This window comes from Sorlinia euscelidii (assembly GCF_036452135.1).
GTDB classification, from domain to species: Bacteria; Pseudomonadota; Alphaproteobacteria; order Acetobacterales; family Acetobacteraceae; genus Sorlinia; species Sorlinia euscelidii.
Genome location: NZ_JAWJZZ010000004.1, coordinates 334,081 through 351,327 on the forward strand (window position 1 = coordinate 334,081; position 17,247 = coordinate 351,327).

Annotated in this window: 16 protein-coding genes; 12 read left to right on the forward strand and 4 right to left on the reverse strand. The window is 57.9% G+C overall.

The features are described 5' to 3' along the window. Nucleotides 1–84 precede the first annotated feature (84 nt). Genes CGLAMM_RS09605 through CGLAMM_RS09630 form a run of 6 tightly spaced genes read left to right on the forward strand, consistent with a single transcriptional unit; the run spans nucleotide 85 to nucleotide 5,742 of the window. Complete coding sequence (locus CGLAMM_RS09605; protein ID WP_394820279.1) at nucleotides 85–2,382, forward strand: adenylate/guanylate cyclase domain-containing protein; 2,298 nt, start codon at nucleotides 85–87, stop codon at nucleotides 2,380–2,382. Beyond that, nucleotides 2,379–2,591, forward strand: a complete 213-nt coding sequence (locus tag CGLAMM_RS09610; protein WP_418115632.1) for a hypothetical protein — start codon at nucleotides 2,379–2,381, stop codon at nucleotides 2,589–2,591. Before CGLAMM_RS09605 ends, CGLAMM_RS09610 begins: the two co-directional genes overlap by 4 nt. After that, nucleotides 2,588–3,184: an MlaE family ABC transporter permease gene (locus CGLAMM_RS09615; RefSeq protein ID WP_418115633.1), complete on the forward strand. Its 597-nt coding sequence runs from the start codon at nucleotides 2,588–2,590 to the stop codon at nucleotides 3,182–3,184. The genes CGLAMM_RS09610 and CGLAMM_RS09615 overlap by 4 nt, the downstream gene beginning before the upstream one ends. Beyond that, entirely contained in the window at nucleotides 3,181–3,906 is a 726-nt protein-coding gene (locus CGLAMM_RS09620) for a P-loop NTPase family protein (RefSeq protein WP_394820281.1), read from the forward strand. Before CGLAMM_RS09615 ends, CGLAMM_RS09620 begins: the two co-directional genes overlap by 4 nt. After that, nucleotides 3,881–4,843, forward strand: a complete 963-nt coding sequence (locus CGLAMM_RS09625; protein WP_394820282.1) for an MlaD family protein — start codon at nucleotides 3,881–3,883, stop codon at nucleotides 4,841–4,843. Before CGLAMM_RS09620 ends, CGLAMM_RS09625 begins: the two co-directional genes overlap by 26 nt. Continuing rightward, on the forward strand, nucleotides 4,840–5,742 hold the full coding sequence (locus CGLAMM_RS09630) for a hypothetical protein (RefSeq protein ID WP_394820283.1): 903 nt from the start codon (nucleotides 4,840–4,842) through the stop codon (nucleotides 5,740–5,742). The genes CGLAMM_RS09625 and CGLAMM_RS09630 overlap by 4 nt, the downstream gene beginning before the upstream one ends. Here CGLAMM_RS09630 and CGLAMM_RS09635 read toward each other — a convergent pair. The 3 genes from CGLAMM_RS09635 to CGLAMM_RS09645 are packed head-to-tail and all read right to left on the reverse strand — an operon-like array spanning nucleotide 5,696 to nucleotide 7,714. Beyond that, nucleotides 5,696–5,959 (reverse strand): hypothetical protein, encoded by a 264-nt coding sequence (locus CGLAMM_RS09635; protein WP_394820284.1) that lies wholly within the window; start codon nucleotides 5,957–5,959, stop codon nucleotides 5,696–5,698. The genes CGLAMM_RS09630 and CGLAMM_RS09635 overlap by 47 nt on opposite strands. Further along, nucleotides 5,956–7,398, reverse strand: a complete 1,443-nt coding sequence (locus CGLAMM_RS09640) for a PepSY-associated TM helix domain-containing protein (RefSeq protein ID WP_394820285.1) — start codon at nucleotides 7,396–7,398, stop codon at nucleotides 5,956–5,958. The genes CGLAMM_RS09635 and CGLAMM_RS09640 overlap by 4 nt, the downstream gene beginning before the upstream one ends. Continuing rightward, nucleotides 7,391–7,714 (reverse strand): hypothetical protein, encoded by a 324-nt coding sequence (locus CGLAMM_RS09645; protein ID WP_418115634.1) that lies wholly within the window; start codon nucleotides 7,712–7,714, stop codon nucleotides 7,391–7,393. The genes CGLAMM_RS09640 and CGLAMM_RS09645 overlap by 8 nt, the downstream gene beginning before the upstream one ends. 130 nt (nucleotides 7,715–7,844) lie before the next feature. Between CGLAMM_RS09645 and CGLAMM_RS09650 the strand changes: the two genes are divergently transcribed. Both CGLAMM_RS09650 and CGLAMM_RS09655 read left to right on the forward strand, forming a co-directional pair. Further along, nucleotides 7,845–8,669, forward strand: coding sequence for a TonB-dependent receptor plug domain-containing protein (locus CGLAMM_RS09650; RefSeq protein WP_418115635.1), 825 nt, complete (start codon nucleotides 7,845–7,847; stop codon nucleotides 8,667–8,669). Further along, a complete protein-coding gene (locus tag CGLAMM_RS09655; RefSeq protein WP_418115636.1) occupies nucleotides 8,666–10,078 on the forward strand; it encodes a TonB-dependent receptor in 1,413 nt (470 codons plus the stop codon). Before CGLAMM_RS09650 ends, CGLAMM_RS09655 begins: the two co-directional genes overlap by 4 nt. A 96-nt stretch (nucleotides 10,079–10,174) precedes the next feature. On the opposite strand, the gene bioB is transcribed toward CGLAMM_RS09655, so the two are convergent. Further along, complete coding sequence (bioB, locus tag CGLAMM_RS09660) at nucleotides 10,175–11,179, reverse strand: biotin synthase BioB (RefSeq protein ID WP_394820312.1); 1,005 nt, start codon at nucleotides 11,177–11,179, stop codon at nucleotides 10,175–10,177. Between the two features lie 215 nt (nucleotides 11,180–11,394). Here bioB and CGLAMM_RS09665 point away from each other — a divergent pair, with 215 nt between their 5' ends. From CGLAMM_RS09665 to CGLAMM_RS09680, 4 genes are all read left to right on the forward strand, one after another. Beyond that, a complete protein-coding gene (locus tag CGLAMM_RS09665; protein WP_394820313.1) occupies nucleotides 11,395–12,216 on the forward strand; it encodes an acyl-ACP desaturase in 822 nt (273 codons plus the stop codon). Between the two features lie 42 nt (nucleotides 12,217–12,258). Beyond that, nucleotides 12,259–12,912: a hypothetical protein gene (locus CGLAMM_RS09670; RefSeq protein WP_394820288.1), complete on the forward strand. Its 654-nt coding sequence runs from the start codon at nucleotides 12,259–12,261 to the stop codon at nucleotides 12,910–12,912. A gap of 79 nt (nucleotides 12,913–12,991) precedes the next feature. Continuing rightward, nucleotides 12,992–15,055: a M13 family metallopeptidase gene (locus CGLAMM_RS09675; protein ID WP_394820289.1), complete on the forward strand. Its 2,064-nt coding sequence runs from the start codon at nucleotides 12,992–12,994 to the stop codon at nucleotides 15,053–15,055. A gap of 78 nt (nucleotides 15,056–15,133) precedes the next feature. After that, nucleotides 15,134–17,164, forward strand: coding sequence for an HWE histidine kinase domain-containing protein (locus CGLAMM_RS09680; RefSeq protein WP_394820290.1), 2,031 nt, complete (start codon nucleotides 15,134–15,136; stop codon nucleotides 17,162–17,164). Nucleotides 17,165–17,247: the final 83 nt, after the last annotated feature.

The following is a 17,247-nucleotide window of genomic DNA, read 5'->3' on the forward strand; positions in this document are numbered from 1 at the left end:
CGTTTCCCGCGGCGAGATTTTCGCCCGCCATGCTCTGCGTTCAGTGCGGTTGGCTGTTCGGGAAGACTGCACCGGAGGTGAGGTTTGCGCCGTTTTGAGATCGTAAACCCGGAAGATCATTCCATCGACAGGCGTTTCCGGCGGGGAATGGCCCTTGCCGCCCCGATTATCGGGATCATCGCCATTGTCGCGGTCATCAGCGCTGTCTCGGTGCATTCCTACCATGTCACGCGGGCGCGCGTGATCGGACTGACGCAGACACTTCTGCACGAGCAGCAGAAACTCCTTACCCGGGAAGTCTCGGATTATCTCGGACCCGCACCGCAATCCGCCACCATCGCGCAGGACCTCCTGACGGACCCGCTCAGCGATGCGCCGCCGCGGACATTTCTGGATTACGGCCGGTCCCTTCTCAATCATCTGTCGCAAATTGACAGCATGTTCATCGCGGATGATCGCGGCACATTCTGGTTCATCAACCGCGCACCGCGGGCGGTTTCGGACGGGGTGGAATGGGTCCGCCTCCTTCCGGGGAAAGATGTTTTCCGCCACTGGTATTATAACCAGCAGGGCGACCTTGTGCGGACGGAGGACAAGCCCGCCAATGGCTATGATGCGCGTCAGCGAGACTGGTATTTACGGGCCGTGCGCCACCCCGGCATCAGCTGGGCTGAGCCTTATCCGTCCCAATCAAGACATGAAATTTTCTCGACAGCCTCCAGCGCCCTGACGCTCAGAAACGGGCATCGGGCTGTTTTCGCCATTAATCTCTCTCTCACGCATCTTTCCGGCTTTCTGGAAAAAATGAAGATCGGACAAAATGGCAAGGCAATCATTCTTGATGAGAAAGGGCGCGTCGTCGCGGGAAGTGATCTGCTGAAAATCGCCGCGCAGGCACATTGGCAGTTCGACAAAATGGCGATCGATGCGAAACAAACGCCTGTCTTCTCACGCGCATTGTCCCTTTACCGCATCTATGGTTCCGGGGTTAAAATCATTTCGGGCCGGAAGACCCGCTATGTGACGATTTACTCGTCTCTCGATGCCATTCGACCCGGTTGGCTCCTTATCCTCCATGCGCCGGAAAGCGATTATGCGCGCATTATCTCCGTTGCGGGTTGGCAGGGTTTTGCGTTCTCCCTGTTGATCATCGCGCTGGCCGCGGGCCTCGCCGGCCTGCTTTTCCGCGAGAAGCGCCGCACGTTGCGTGCAACGCGTCAGGTCGATGACTTGCGCGATTCCCAACGTGTTGCGGAGGGGCTGATCGGTCGGCTCGTTGAGGATGATAATATCTTCGACATTGCGCAGCAGGCGCCGATTTTAAGTGAGTCGGTCGCTGAGATCACCGGCACGTCGCGCGTGGCGCTCTGGCGCGTTCAGGAGGCGGATCGCCGCCTCATTTGTGAGGATGCGTATGAGGCGGCGACGGGGCAGCATGGTGCCGGCCGTGAAATCAATCCTGATGAGGCCCAACCGCTTCTGGAAGCGTTGGAGCGCGTCTCCAGGCTGGATAACGAGACGCCGGACTCGGCGCATGTTTTAAGGCCTCTCTGGCGTGCGGAGGGCCTGACGGGTGATGTTACGGATTACGCGGTTTACCCCATCCGGCGCCAGAACGGCCTTTGTGGGCTGACCGTGCTGACGGGCGCCGTGACGCAGCCGGACGGAACGAAATTCCTGCCGCTGATCAACGATATGATTGCGCTTCGCTACGCGGCCATCGCGCAGGATGAACGCGTGACATCCGGCGATGGCCCTCCTGCTGAAGCTGATGTCGCGCCGCGACCCGTGACAGCGGCGAAAGTCGTTTTTCTGGATGCGGGGGAAAGTGGGTTTCAGACAGGCTGCTTCCCGGCCGTGCCCGTTGCGACCATTCAATTTATTCATCAGGATGTGCCGGATGTTCAGGCAACCGTTGATCTCTTCCAGAAGCTCGCCACCAAGCTGGAGGAAGTTGCGGAGACCTATGCGCTTTCCGTCGTGCAACTGGCTGGTAATCGCGTTCTCCTCGTCGGCAAATGCGGCGCGGCGCTTGACCCGGACTCGGTTTGCGACGTGGCGGATGCCTTGCTGGAACTTCGCGAGGCGGCCCAACGCATCCTGAATGCGGCGGATATGGTCCGCAATTTCAATATGGGGCTGGATGTCGGGCCTGTGCTTGGCGCGCATGTCGGGCGCGACGGCGCGCGTTACGCATTGTGGGGAGAAGCTTTCGCCAATGCGGATCGTCTGGCCATGTCCTCTGCGGAAACCGGGTCGATTCAAGTTTCCGATGCGGCCTGGGCGGTATTGAAGGATCGCTTCCTCTTCCGGCCGCGCGGTGCGTTTTTCATGCCGGGTCGTGGATTGACCGTAACGCATATTTTGGCCGCCCGGAGATGACGGAGGTCAATCTTCTTCTGCTGCATCGCCTCGCAACAATCGGTCGTCTCACGCGTCGCATTTTGCGGGCGACGCTGATTACGCTCAGTGCCGCATGGGGCGTCGTTATTGAAGCCCTTTCCGTCGGCAATTGGCGTCGGACGGTTCGGCTCGAATTCCGGTCCACATTGGTGCAGGCGACAGGCGGGGCCTTATCAGCACGCTTGTGACGGGTGCTCTGGTCGGGTTCGCGCTTGTGGCGCAGACGATTTACTGGCTGGGCATTGCCGGGATGGCGGACGCGGCCAATGCGCTTATCATCACCATCCTTGTGCGGGAGGTTGCGCCCGTGCTGGTCTCTATCATTCTCCTTGGTCGCAGTGGCATGCTTTCCCTTGCGCAACTGGGGCAACTCACCTTGGGGCGGGAGATGCGCGTGCTGCGCGGTATGGGGATTGATCCGTTTCTCATGTTCGTCATGCCGCGCGTTTTGGCGATGACGGTCAGCGCCTTCACACTCGGTGTCGTCTTCAGTGTGATGTCGCTCGTGTCCGGCTACGCGGTGTGCCGGTTCGAATCCGTGATATCCGTGCCTTTATGGACGTTCCTCTATGAAGTGACGGGGGCAATGCAGCCGATCGATTATCTGGCCATCCCGCTGAAATTTCTCGTCAGTGGTTTCAGTCTCAGCCTCAGCACCTGCCTGACCGCGCTTGATGTGCGGCATGATGATGATTTCTCAACCCTTCTGCCGAAAGGCTTCATGAGTGGGATGCTCGCCATCCTTGTCGTCAATGTCGCGCTCGGGATTATTTTCGGATGAGCGCGACATCACGTGCCATGCTGGAATTGCGCCAGGCGCGCCCCGCTCTAACGCGGGGTCATGACCTGACGGGAAGTTACGAGCTCAGCCTCAATGCGGGTGATTGTGCCGTCATCTCCTGCATGAATGACCTCCTCTCCGCGGCCTTCGTGGATCTGCTGATCGGCTTGCGGCCCCTCACTTCAGGGCAAGCCTTCTGCCTCGGGCTGGAATGGGACCGTCTCTCCGCCAAACGTGCGGATGCGTTACGCGGGCGCATCGGGCGTTATACTAATCAGGGGGCCTGGGTCGGGCTTTTCACGATGGATACAAATATTCTTTTGCAGCAGATGCACCACACCACCTTGCCCATTGCACAGCTCGTGCAGGAGGCTGAAAATTTATGCCATATTTTTGACCTGCCAGGACTGCCGACATTGAGGCCGGACCTCATGCTCGCGCGAGACCGCCGCAAGGCGGGCCTTGTGCGGGCTTTTCTGGCGCGCCCGCCTTTGGTGATCCTTGAAAATCCACTGGATGAGGATACAGGTCTGGACGCGGATGTCGTGCTTCAGCAGGTGACGGAGGCGCGTTTGCGGGGCACGGGCTTTCTGTGCCTGACGCAGAACCCGGCGCTCTGGTCGCGCTATCGTGGCCGTGGCGTCAAATTCTATCAGCTTTATGAGAACGGTCTGGAACCGATCGCGGGGGGGAATAATGCTCGGCTTCCGGAGGCGGCGTGACGCCGATGTCAGTGGCGATCCCACAATAAATCTGCGCTACGCCAATGAATGGGTCGGCGGGCTTGTGCTTGTCGCCATCGGGGTCTTTATTTTCGCAGTGATCCAGGCCGGTGTGTTACGGGAGTGGCTGACACCCTCCGGCCGCCTGCATTTTCAGCTTCCGCAAAGTGGTATTGCGGGCCTCGCTGTCGGTAATGATGTTGAACTCATGGGCACGCGGATCGGTACCATCCGGGAAGTGAAAATCAATGATCACGGCAATATGTATGCTATCGCCACGATTGACCCGCAATTTGAGCCTTTTATCCGTGATGACAGTAAGGCCATCATCAAAAGGCGCTTCGTCGTGGCCGGGGCGAGTTACATTGAGCTGACGCGCGGACAGGGCGCGCCGCTGGACTGGGCCTTTGCCGCGGTGCAAGCGGAGGCGGAGCAGAACCCGGGCGACCTCATCATCAAAACCGTCAATGATGTCCGGGCGCAGCTTGTCCCGACAATCCAAAGTGCCGAGAAAATGGTGACGGATCTTGCCACGGTGACAACCGCCCTCAAGGACGGACAAGGACTTGCTGGCGGGCTGATCATGGATCACAAGCTCCTTGCACGCGCTGACGGGATGACGCGGGACCTGCAACAGATCATTGCCCAGCTTCGCCCGCTCGGGAAGCAGGTTGACGCGATTATGAAGCAGACAAACGGGGCCGTCAGCAACGTTAATCACATCACGGACAGGCTTAAGCGTTCGACGCCGCAAATCCGATCCACCATCACCAATGTTGATCAGGCAAGCGTCGCGCTCCCGGCTCTGTTGACTCAGGCGCAGATGACGGCGGATAGTTTGCGCAAATTATCGGATCAGCTTCGGCAGTCCTGGTTATTGGGAGGCGGGTCAGCATCCCCGCAAAACGATCTGCCCGTCGGGGAGATTTCACCATGACGCGTCAGCGCCTCAATCGCGCAACGAGGTGTAGGCACAGCACCCTTCACCGGTCCCGCATGTGGATGGCCCTGAGTGGTGCGGTGCTTTTGTCGGCCTGCGGGCGTGGCGCCGCGCCACCCGTCGCGGATCAAAAGATGCAACAATCTCTGGATGCCGGGCGCAGCGCGTATGATCTCGGCTATCGGGCGCAGGCTCTCTCCGCTTATCGCATGGCTTACCAGCGCGCTCTTCTCAGCAATGATCAGGCCGGGCTGGGCTCGGCGGGATATAATCTCGCTGTGGTTCATCTACGGGATCATCAATGGCAGGCCGCGCTTGATGCCGTCTCCATGACGGAAAAAGACCTGGCGATACGGGGGTTCGGGACGCCGGCGCGCCTGGCGCTCGTGCAGGCTGCGGCCCTGTATCAAGGGAAGAATTATGCGCAGGCTGCCAGGATTGCCTGTCATCTGCCTTCCTCGCCTGTCGCGTTCGGGCTGAGGGCGCAGTATTTCTGCGGAGTGAGCCACGTTGCGCTAGGTCACGATACGCAGGCGCAGCAATCCCTGACCGTGCTTGACCATGCAGGCGCGCGAGATCTGCGCCTGAGGGCTGACCGGGCCGCCCTACGAGCGCAGCTTCGACTGGCGCAGAGGCTTTACGCAGAAAGCCTCAGTGCCGCGCAGGAGGCCGTCACGCTGAATCGTCTGACCGGAAATCACGCTGCGATGCGCCAGATGCTCGATATCGCAGCCATAAGTGCGGAAAAACTGGGGCGCTCTGACCTTGCACAGGCGCTGACGCGTCAGCGCCAGCAAAGCCTGGAAGCGGAAAATGCCGCCCGGATCCCGTCAATTGAGCCGGATGACCCTAGCGCGGGGACGGCATTATCGCATAGCGAACCAACGCGGCGATGAGGCCGCCGGGTAAAGCCGTCAGAATGACGGTGATGAAGGCGCGAAGTGTCAGCGGGTGAAGCGATAATATCAACGCTGCCAGAGCGACCCACAGAATGGCGCGCATCATGTGGCGCAGGCGTTCCAGAGGAGCGGAAATAGGGCCTCTGAACCGGGTCACAGCGACTCCCAGAAGCAGAATGGCCCAGGCCGTTATGTCGAAAACCACATGTATCATGATTTTAAGCGCCGGGCACTGCAGAGAGCAAGGATGCCCAGCATGGCGGCGATAAAGTCTATGACGGGGTAAATGAGGGACGCATCGTGCCAAGTTACGTCGCGGGTTGAAAAATCAAGCACCGGAATAATCATACCGGCGACGGCGATGGCGAGAAGCTGACGACGCCAGGCCGTCAAATAGCGCCCACGGGAAATATCCAGGGATGCGGCGGCACTGGCCAGAATCCAGATCGAAAAGAAGGTGGCCGGTTCGACATGACATTGATCCACCATCCCTTCTGGCAGCACACGGCTGGCGGCGAGGTAGGCGAGCATCGCGAGCGGCAAGGCTGTCGTCACGGACAGTGTCGCGGCTTCACCCAGTTTAAAGCTGAAACGATGCCCATGTGCACTGCGTCTTTTCATGAGAAAAATGACGAGGCCCGCGGACATCATCCAACTGCCGGCAAGCCCTCCGGTGAAATAGAGGAAGCGAAACGGATAACGAGCCCAACGCGCGTAATGGAGCCCGGCAAGCCAGCCCTTCACATTGGTGATATCCGCTTTATGTCGCTCAAGCCGGGTCTCCCCTGAGGGGAGGGAGGCAACAAAAGCGTCGCGCGTGATGACCGAGCAGGCCATGTCACTGCGAAAATATCTGATGTCGTTTTGCGTAAAGGTGATGAAACCAACCTGCCCTTTGCCAAAAACCCCTTCCGCCTGACGCAGCAGCCGGGATATTTCGGACGCCTTCAGAGGCGCTTCCGGCGGCATGGCGGGTTTCTTCGCCTCCCGCGCCATATTATGCGGCATGGCAGGGAAGAGCCGCGTCGCGTGGATCGACGCGCCAGTGTAGGCCATCATCGCCATAAAAGGGATGAGCAGCACACCAATCAATATGTGCGCATCTGTCCAGGAGCGCAGCAAAGGCCCCTGACGCCGGAAAAGTAAAAAGTCAGGCAGAAGTCTTTTAAGCTGGATAATCACGCCCGCCCCCAGCGTGACGAGAAGCATCAGCGCTGCGATTTCCGTCGGGATGCTGCCCCAGGGTTTCGGAAGAAACAGACCATGGTGAAACACATAAAAGAACGTGCCACCATAAGTGACGTGGCGCGTGCGCAGTTCGCCGGAGGCGGGGTCAATAACCGGGCCGATGAAGCTCGTGCCATCATAATGCACGACACGCAGAAACGGGTCACGGAGCGAAGGAAGGATGATGAGCGGGATGAAGTTCTGCGCCTGCATTTGCGCCACTTCGTTCATTGCCGTGTTTATCCCGGCTTCCGTCATGTTAGGAGAAGGGTCGTGCGCGAGCTCTGGCTGCATCCAGCGCGTGATTTCCGTGTCGAAACTTGTGAGCGCGCCGCAGGAAAAAATCACAACCAGGAGAAGTCCCGCAATAAAACCGACCCATGCATGCAGCCAACCCATGCGTTGGCGCAGCGTGTCACTAAACATGGGAAGAATAATGCGCCTGACTTAATCTGTGTCCCGCGGCACCTGCGCCTTCCTGATGAGGCCGGGCGACGTCACGACGTTTAAACGGGATTGAAAACATTGCGAGCATAAAAGCGGGCATGAGAAAACACACCAGCAGATAACTGCAATTCGGCGCGAAAGGACAATGATAATGCGTCGCCACCCATTGATCGAGCTTCAACGCGCCAAATCCGAGAACCCACACACCGGCCAGCCCGCCAAGAAGCCGACGCGCACGACGTCCATTAAAGCGGTGCGCGGCCCGCCCATGCGTTCGGTTAAGATTGTGTCTCACTTGCAACAACTTACGTGAACCGTCCGAAAAAGCAAAAAACTGGTTAATTTTCAATTGCAACTGTTTCTCATTTGAGACAACTGGAAGGAAGTTGAAGTCAGTTCGACCCTTTGTCAACAAACATTTTACGATGGAGTCTCTTTTGGCGACCTCTCATACCCGCCAATTCTCTCGTTCATTTACGCGGGTTGGCCTTAACATTCTCGGCGCCTCAATAGGCTTCACCGCGCAGGCGGCACCGGCGACGCCTGTCGATGCCGCGATTCATCAATCTTCAGCCAGCAACGTGACTTCCGTAAATGCGCCGGATCGCGAAAACCTTGTGGTCCGCGCCAAACGTGAAAATCAGATGGAAGTCACGCAGAGTGGCGACCTCGGCGTGCTTGGGCATATGAGTGGTTTGGATGCGCCTTTCAATGTGCGCAGCTACACGTCGAGCATCATGCTCAACCAGCAGGCGCAGACGCTGGGGGAGGTGCTTGAAAATGATCCGTCCGTACGGATGACGTTAGGTTATGGTAATTTCTCCCAGATGTTCATTATTCGCGGCCTGGCTGTCGCCGGGGATGATGTCGGGATTGACGGGCTTTACGGCATCGCGCCGCGTCAGCTCCTTCTCCCGCAATTATATGAGCAGGTGCAGGTGCTCAACGGCACCAATGCTTTCGTCAATGGTGCGGCACCGGGTGGGACTTCCATTGGCGGGAGCGTCAATCTCAAACTGAAGCAGGCGGGTAAGGACCCGATCACGCGTCTGACCGGCAATTACGGTTCCCGCGGTCAGGGGGGTGGGGCGCTGGATGTCAGTCGGCGATTCGGGCGCAACGATCAGTTCGGTTTCCGGCTGAACGCGGCGGGTATGGGGGCAATGACGCCATTGAGGGCGAGAGTCGCCGTGCTGTCGCCATTGGCGGGGCTTTCGACTGGCATGATGTTTCCAACCATACGCGATTGATTACCGATATCGCCTACCAGAATCAGGGCGTCTATCACGGTCGCCCGGGTGTGCTGCTGTCATCCACCCTGACATCCGTCCCCCGTCCGCCTTCGGCTTCTGCCAATTACGGACTGCCCTGGACTTATACCAACCTCAATTACCTTTTTGGCCTCATGAGGCTGGAGCGTGATTTTACCCCGCATCTGATGGGTTACGCGTCATTCGGGGGCCAGAGCGGATGGGAGAAGGGCGATTACGCGCAGCCCACCGTGACAGATGTGCGGACAGGGGCGGCCACTTATGGCGGGATGTATGTCCCTGCCGTGACCACCAATGAAAGTCTTCAGGCGGGTTTCCGCGGGAAGTTCGATACCGGGCCGCTGCGGCACGAAGTCAATCTCGGCGGCTCTTCCGTATGGACAAACATGGCGACCGCTTATTCCATGGCGTTGACGAAAGGCGACACCAACCTTTACGGCCCTTACGGAAATCAGGCGCACCTGCCTTACACTTTTTCGGGCGGGAATGTCGATAATCCGCAGCTCAATAATGCGACGCGCCTCTGGAGCCTCTTCTTCTCCGACACGGTCAAGGCTTTTCATGACCGTGTCGCTTTGACGGCCGGGTTCCGCTATCAGAATATCCGGCAGATCTCCTATAATTACGGCGCCAGCCCGGCGGATCGTTACGCGCAGGGCGCCTTCACGCCGGTTGTCGGCCTGACCGTGCACCCGACCCGCCACACAGCGATCTACTTCAATCGGTCGGAGGGTCTTTCACCTGGCCCGACGGCGGGCGGCAATGTCGTGAATCTGGGGGAGATCTTCCCGCCTTATCGCACCGTGCAATATGAGGTAGGTGCGAAATATATTCAGCGCAATTTCGCGGCGTCGCTGGCACTTTTCCAGATGAGCATCCCCAGTTCCTATGTCGAGCCGCTGGGCGATACGGGGCGGTCGATCTACACCGTCAATGGCATGCAGCATAATCGCGGCATTGAGCTCAATATCAACGGCACGATCGTCAAAGGATTGCGCTTCAATGGCGGTGCCACCGTCCTTGACGCGACGCAGGTCCGCACGGCGAACGGTGCGCAGAATGGCCTGAAATCGCTGGGCGTGCCGGGCTATATGATCAGCGGTAACATTGAATATGATGTGCCGAAGCTGAAAGGATTGACCCTCGTCGCCCGCGTTGAGCAGACGGGACATCAGTGGGCCAATGCCGACAATACCCAGCGTGTTCCGGCCTGGACGCGTGCTGATCTCGCCGCGCGCTATGTCTTCCTCGCCGGTAAGAAACCGCTGACATTGCGCTTTGGTGTCGATAACATCGCCAATAACAGCTATTGGACGTCCGCCTATGGCGGCTACCTCTATCAGGGCCTGCCACGCGTCTATAAATTCTCCTTCACGACGGATCTGTAACGTAAAAAGGGGCGGTGACGCCCGCCCGTTTTTTCACACGGTAGAAACCGCCTTGCCGACTGTTAAATCAGGGCAGGGCGGTCTTTTTGTGCGGCTTTAATGGGTTTTTGTCGCCGGGCGCATACCAAGCTGCGCCAGAAGGCGACGATCTCGGTGTTCGCTCGGATTCGGTGTCGTCAGAAGCTTATCGCCGCAGAAAATCGAGTTCGCGCCCGCCATGAAGACAAGTGCATGGGCCTCGTCGCTCAAAAGTTCACGCCCTGCCGCCAGGCGGACATGGCTCGCGGGCATGGTGATCCGGGCTGCGGCCACGACACGTGCGAAAGTGATGGGGTCAATCGGCGCCGCATTTTCCAGCGGCGTGCCAGCGACGCGGATAAGGAGGTTGATCGGCACGCTCTCCGGGTGTTGGGGCAGGTTGGCGAGGGTCGTAATCAGCCCGGCGCGGTCATTCTCATCCTCACCCATCCCGACAATTCCGCCGCAACAGACATGAATGCCCGCGTCACGCACATTTTCAAGCGTATCGAGACGGTCCTGATAGGTGCGGGTGGAGATGATCTGGCTGTAAAACTCCTCTGACGTGTCAAGATTATGGTTGTAGTAATCAAGCCCCGCTTCCTTGAGGGCCGCACTTTGCGCGGCGGTCAACATGCCAAGCGTGACACAGCTCTCCAGCCCCAAAGCCTTGACGCCGCGTATCATCTCACACACGGTTTCCAGGTCATGGTCTTTGGGGGTGCGCCACGCGGCGCCCATGCAGAAGCGCCCGGCACCCGCATCTTTCGCGCGCTTTGCCTCATCCAGCACTTTCTCAATGCTCATCAGGCGCTCCGCCTGCTGACGCTCAGCGTGTCGGGCACTTTGGGGGCAATAGGCGCAATCTTCCGGGCATCCCCCCGTTTTGATCGAAAGAAGCGTTGAGATCTGGACTTCATTCGGGTCAAAATACGTGCGATGCAGGCTCTGCGCCCGAAACATCAGTTCAGGGAAGGGAAGCGCCAGCAGGGCCGCGACCTCGTCACGCGTCCAATCGTGCCTTATCTCGGATTTTCGGGTCATATCCGCGGATGGGGTGACAGGTTGCGCGTGTAAGGCCATGTTCATTGTCGCGAATGCTCCAGAAAACCATCATCAAATCGCCCAGCGATGCCATGAGACGAAACGTTTGTCACGATCAGGCAAAGCCGGGTCAGGCGACGGGCGCCCGTTGCCAGCGTTAACTCCGTCAGACTTTGCTTGATCCTGCGCGCAACGAGGCGCATGTTATTAGGTCAGGCGAGGTGTCCGCCGCAAGTGGCACATTTGGGGATCGTATGAAACACTGGCGCATTGAGCAACTGGATTGGGACGCTTTCGACGCAACGAAACTGGACCCTGATGTCATTCCTATCGTCAAAGCAGCTTCTGTGGTCGAGCGCAATAGTCTGGATTACGCTGCCTACCTCAATAACGTCTTCATCGGTGACCCGGATTTTGCCAAAGCCGCCGATGCGTGGGCGGTCGAGGAAGTGCAGCATGGCGACGCCCTCGGCAAATGGGCCATGCTCGCGGACCCGACATGGGACTATAAATCAGCCTTTCAACGCTACCGCCAGACTTACAAAATTGACAAGGACGTCGATGCCTCCATTCGAGGCTCCCGCACAGGTGAGCTGATCGCGCGCTGCATGGTTGAGACGGGGACGTCCTCTTTCTATACAGCCCTCGCTGACAGCACGGATGAGCCCGTGCTCAAGGCGATCTGTAAGCAGATTGCTGCTGACGAGTTTCGCCACTTCAAGCTTTTTTATGACCATATGCACCGTTATCTCGGGCGGGAAAAGCTTGGGGTGATCCGTCGGGCGCAAATCGCGCTGGGGCGTGTGCTTGAAAGCGAGGATGATGAACTCGCTTCCGCTTTTTACACGACGAATGTGCCGGAAGGCACAGATTATGATTACGGGCGCTGCATCGCGGATTACATGGCGCGCGCCATGCCGCGTTACCGCCCGAACCATATTCAGCGCGTTGTCAGCATGATTTTTAAAACGATCGGGATCAAGCCGCATTCCGTCATCCAGACAGGCACGGCGAAATTGATGTACCGGATCATCCAATTCAAATCCCGGCGGTATCAAAAACAACTGGCAGGCTGAGAAAGAGCGCGCAGCCCGCCCCCTAAGCAGGACATCCCGTCAATGAGGAAGAAAACGGTTCAGCCCTGCACCCTTCTTCGACCCAGCCGACTTGTCAGGCCCGGCCGCCTGAGTCTTACGTTGGGCGGTCTGCTCCTCCTTTCAGCATGTAGTGGCGTCTGGCGACATAATCCTTACGCCCTGCCCATCGCCCGCTACAATGCCGGGCCAGATACTCGAGCCGTGCCCAGTGCTTCCGTGGAAGCGGCGCGTCAGTTTATGGATCAGGTGGGTGTTTCACAATATACGTCCCCGGACTGGCAGCCGGGACGGGTGAGGGAGGTCGTCCTGCTGACCTTCCGGGATGATGTGTCGGCGATGCAGAAACAGGCCTTTGCCCAGCGTCTCGCGCGCCTGACGCAGGATTCCCGCCGCCCGGATGGAAGTCACCCGATCGACATGATTGAGATAGGGTGGGAGGGCGCGCAAACGCGAACCCCGATCGGCAGACACTTCCTGTATATTCTGCAATTCCGATCAGAGGGGGACCGGCACTTCGTCATGGGACCGCCCATCGTGACAGATCCGCAATTTTATGACCCGGCCTATGCGGCTTTCTCCGCTTTCATGGCCGGGCTGATTGTCGACCGCACGGAGTATGGTTATCATCCCGCCATCGTTCCGGGAATCGTTGCGCGATCAAAACGCGCATCCTGAAGGCGGGGGGCGACCCTCATAAATGCTTATAACAGACATGCCAAGCTCGGCATGAAAGACAAATATCAGGAGCTCTGGTTTGACCAAAAAATCTATTCTGAAAAAGAGTCTTCTTGCTGCGAGTGCGACCTGGTTGGTCGTGGCCGGGGCGCAGGCGGGTCGTGCCGAAACAAAGCCTTACCCGGCAGGATGGGGGTTTGACACAGCGGGGATGAACCGATCGGTCAAACCGGGAGATGATTTCTTCAGTTTCGCGAACGGCACCTACATCAAAAATATCCGCATCCCGGATGATCGCTCAAGCTTTGGCGCGTTTGACGTTCTGGCGGAAACAGCGCGTGAGCGCGTTAAATCCCTCTTGATGGAAGCGGGCAAAAACGCGCCGGACACCCCGATTACGACGCGAGAAAAACTGGGCGTTTATTATGCGACCTTCCTCGATGAGGCGAAAGCCAATCAGCTCGGCAATGCGCCGCTCAAGCCCTATCTGACTGAGATCCGCAACGCGCATGATGTCAAATCGGCCGTCGCTCTCTTCGGTAAAGCGTCTCACCAGTTTTTTTACAGCCCGTATGAAATCTCGATCATGGCGGGTTTTGACGACCCGACAAAATATGTCATCTCGCTCGGCCAGGGTCGTCTTGGCATGCCGGATCGGGATTATTATCTGAAGCCGGAATTCGCGGCGAAGAAAAAAGCCTATCGCGCCTATGTCGAGAAAATGCTGGGGCTGATCAACTGGCCCAATGCTGCGCTGGAAGCGACGCGCATTGTGACATTTGAGACGGAACTCGCCAAAGCGGAGTGGCCCCTTCAGGCCCTGCGCGACCCCCTGCGCATTAATAATCCGATGAGTCTGGCGCAGCTTCAGGCAAAAGTGCCGGAAATTGACTGGACACTTCTACTGACCGAGGCCGGCATCAAGCCGGAAGATTTCAAGTCCGAAAAACTTGTCGTGCTTGAGCCCGCTGCCATCAGAAACATGGCGGCACACATTGCCGGGCTGGATAATGCGACCCGGCAGGCGTGGATGGCGTTTCATCTTGCGGATAATGCGGCCCCCTGTCTCAGCCATCAATTCGTGCAGGCCTCATTTGATTTCAACGCACATGAGCTTGAGGGCCAGCCGAAACTGAGCGCGCGATGGAAACAATCCGTCAACGCCACGTCCGCCGCCATGGGTTGGGCCATCGGGCAGCAATATGTCAAACGTTATTTCCCGCCAAGCGCCAAGGCCAGCATCACCAGCCTTGTTGGGGAGGTGAAAGAGGTTTTTGCCGAGAGATTGCGGCATAATCCATGGATGTCACCTGAAACGCGTGAAAAAGCGCGGCGCAAGCTCAATAATTTTCGCATCGAAGTCGGGTATCCCTCCAAATGGCGTGATTACACAGCGTTGGACGTGAAAAAGGGCGATATTTTCGGCAATGCCACGCGCGCTGCGGCCTTTAACTGGCAGCATGAGCTATCCCATGTGGGTAAGGATGTTGACCGGGCCGAGTGGGAAATGACGCCCCAGACGGTTAATGCCTATAATGAGCCGACACAGGTTGAAATTGTCTTTCCGGCAGCCATCCTGCAGCCACCGTTTTTTGACCCGAATGGCGACACAGCCATCAATTACGGCGCGATTGGCGGCGTGATCGGTCATGAGATGACGCATTCATTCGATGATGAAGGGCGTCAATTTGACGAGAAAGGCCGCGTGCATCAATGGTGGACGCCGGAGGACGTGAAACGCTTCAATGCTCTGGCAGAACGTTTCGGCGCACAATATGAGAAATTTGAGGTCTTTCCCGGGCTTCACCTCAACCCCAAATTGACGATGGGCGAAAATATCGCGGACCTGGGTGGGCTCACCCTCGCGCTCAACGCCTATCATGCGTCACTCAAAGGCAAGCCGGCGCCGGTTGTGCATGGTCTGACGGGCGACCAACGTGTCTTCCTCGGATGGGCGCAGGTCTGGCGGGAAAAATTGCGGGATGATGTCGTCAGAAAACGTGTGACCACAGATCCACACTCACCGCCAAAAGCACGCGTCAATCTGCCAGCGCATAATCTTAACGATTGGTATGATGCTTTTGACGTAAAACCGAAAGACAAGCTTTATATTCCGCCCGAGCAGCGGGTTGTGATCTGGTAATTATATAACGGGGATTAAAGCGAAAGGAGGGCACGTGCCGGGCAGCGTCTAGGCATGTCAAAAAAGGAGACTTTTTGCATGTCCGGATTGCAGCCACCCGACGGCACGCCCGACGTGCCGCAAACTGGTGACCTTGGTTTGCGGCGTCATCTTCTCGACCTTGATAATGAGAAAACAGCCGTGCTGCGGGACCTGCTTTGTGTCGCGCGGGGGCTGTGTCTCGCCGAAGCGGCCTATGTCTCGGTCTTTCTTGATCATAAGGAAGCTCTGATAGTCCGTGTCGGTGCGCTGCCGAAGGAAATCCCTTTTCGCGCCGCTGACTTCCGCAGCTATCTACAGAAAAATCCGGTTTTCGAGACGTGCGACCTGCTACAAAGGCCGGAGCCCGGCCTGGCCGTGCTCATGGAAAGCCCGTGGTATTATCGTTTCTGTGCAATCCTTCCCTTGATGATGGGCGGTGCGCTGATCGGCGCCTTTGGCGTGCTGGATCGCAAACCGCGAAAGGATCGTCTGGGTGACGCGGCCACGTCGGCGCTCCGCGCCTTGGCGCGAAGTCTCGCTTCAACCCTCACCCGAAGCGCCTCACCAGCGCGGCCCGTCAGGTCCTCTGAACCTTCCGCCCCGGCCCGCCACCCCCCGATGCGGAAAAATGAGGATGTGAATAAGGGGGCAGCCGCGGCCCAACGCGTCAACCGCAATGGTCTCGTCGGTTTTTTTGAAGCAGATGTGCAGAATGGCACCGTACGCATTTCTCCATCACTTTGCCGGATGCTCTCCCTGCAGGAACGCGATATTTTCCCGATTTCCACCATCAGGCCCTGCATCCCCAGGTCGCCCTCCCGGCGCAATCTTCTTGATGGGCTTGGCCTGCATGATGGCGCGACGCTGGATTATAAAATCCGCCTCGGAGGTATTGTTACGGAGCGCCCCCGATGGCTGCAATGTCGTGTTGCGCTCATTAAAGGTGAGGATGCACATGCCGCCCATCTTTGCGGCATCGTCTCCGACGCGAGCGACCATGATACAACGATCAAACATTATGACCTTCTCGCCCTTTTGGGGAAAGAGCTGCGCCTCGCCCATCAGGCAGTCGATGCATATCGCATCGCGGCCCGGCATTTGGGTGAGAGCCTCGATGTCGATTATGTGCAATGTTTCCATTTTGACGCGCATACGGGGCATAAAAGCCAGGATTATGGCGGCTGGAGCCGTCGCGGCATGACGGAGATGCCGGACGTGCCACTGCAGGGGCGACGCATATGGCAATATCTCTCTCGCGGGATGGTGCTTGCGATCGGTGATCTCAGAGAGGTGAGCTGGCTGCTGCCGAAGGGGCAAAATGTCCCTGCGGATGGGCCGCGCGCCTATCTGATGATCCCCACAATCTGTGACGACCGTTTGAAACATTGTGTTGTGATTGCGTCGTCGCGGCCGCGCGTGTGGCGCGTTGCGGACACATATTTCACCCGTATTGTTGTCGACTGGGTTGAAGCGGTTTCCAATCTGACGGAAGCCCGTCTCGGACAGGAATTTCTTTACCGTGAAATGGCGCACCGCCTCAAAAATACCCTGACCATCGTCCAGGCCCTGGCGCGGCAAAGCCTGCGGGACTGTCGGGATCAAGCCAGCGTCAGATCGTTTGAAAGGCGGGTTCATGCGCTTGCTTCTGCCCATACGACGAGTATGGCCCGCAAAAGCAGAAAGGCTGAGTTGAAGGATGTCGCGCAGGATGTTTTGAAATTGATCGCGCCGCTGACACGATTTGAGTTGAATGGCGCGCGTGTGGCTTTGGGCGCAAAGACGGCGGGCTATCTCGGCCTGTTACTGAATGAGCTGGGCACAAACGCCATCAAATATGGTGCGCTTTCAAATGAAGCTGGCAAAGTGCGTCTTTCCTGGGTGGTTGAAGGCGCGGAAGAGGATGCCCGCCTCGTCATCAGATGGGTGGAGACTGGAGGGCCGCGTGTCAAAGCGCCGCTGCGTAAGGGGTTCGGGTCTCAAATGATTGAATATGGCCTGGGTGAGGGCTGTCACGCGACGCGTTCCTTTCCGCAAACCGGGTGTCAGGCAAGTTTCAGCATGTCGATGCGTAAAGCGGGTGAGGATTGATTTTTCAGGGCGTTCCTTTACTCATCACGGCAAAAGCGCGTCGCATTCAGGTCATCATCGCCGACGCTGCATGATTTTAGGAT